Below are 803 nucleotides of genomic sequence, written 5' to 3'. Positions count from 1 at the left end.
AGCGGATGCGTGAGCGCCAGATCGGCTTTTTTTAGCAAGGCCGCCTGCGCCAGAACAAACAACGGATCTTTGGCGGCAATCTGCTGGCGGCTAAAGGCTAAATCCTTTTCGTCCAGCGTGTACGGCTCGGCGGCATGCAGAGAAGCGCTAAGGCTGGAACAAAATAGCGCAACGCATAACCAACCTCGGCGAGGTATTGCGTTCATGGTGATAACCCTTCTGCAAGTGTGAGAAAAGATAACAACGGATTTAAGCCTGTCGCGTATTTAAATAACACATAAAACAGGCGGTTTAATTAAAAACAATATATTTGAATATACAGTGGCGAGCAGTGTAAAAGACAAAGTTATTTTTTGTGTGACGCTCATCAAATTTATCGCTATCGATGGATAATGACCTTTTTAATGTTATGTACATCACGGAATTTAGCGTTTTTCTATATTTTTTGATTATTTTAACAAAAACGATAAATTTATAATTAATTGATTTTAATGTGTAATTTTTTGATGTAACTTTCATTGTCACTTTTCTATGTGATCTGATTCAACTTTTTTGTTTTTGAAACGCAATTTCTTTTTACTGTGGTTGTATTGATGGGTGTGTTTCTATCTAATGAATGGAAATATTTCTTGCGTCAGCTGTTTTAACGCCTGAGTGATATTCAAATTAATTCCTGCGTATTAATTGAGAATTTAATTACCTTTGTGTCCAACAATAAAGGATATGCAATCATGTCTGCGAATAAATTCCGCTCATTATTACTACTCACCGCGCTTGGACTCGGCGTGAGCCAAAGCTATGCC

Annotated in this window: 1 pseudogene; it reads right to left on the bottom strand. The window is 38.1% G+C overall.

The window, feature by feature from the left end:
- A pseudogene (locus CWM53_RS08980) lies at positions 1 to 206 on the bottom strand (alginate lyase); the annotation flags it as partial.
- Between the last annotated feature and the right edge of the window lie 597 nt (positions 207 to 803).

The organism is Klebsiella sp. A-Nf5 (genome assembly GCF_002810545.1).
Lineage (GTDB): Bacteria > Pseudomonadota > Gammaproteobacteria > Enterobacterales > Enterobacteriaceae > Klebsiella > Klebsiella variicola.
The sequence above is the reverse complement of the archived record's forward strand: the minus strand, read 5'-3'. Positions and strand labels throughout refer to the sequence as shown.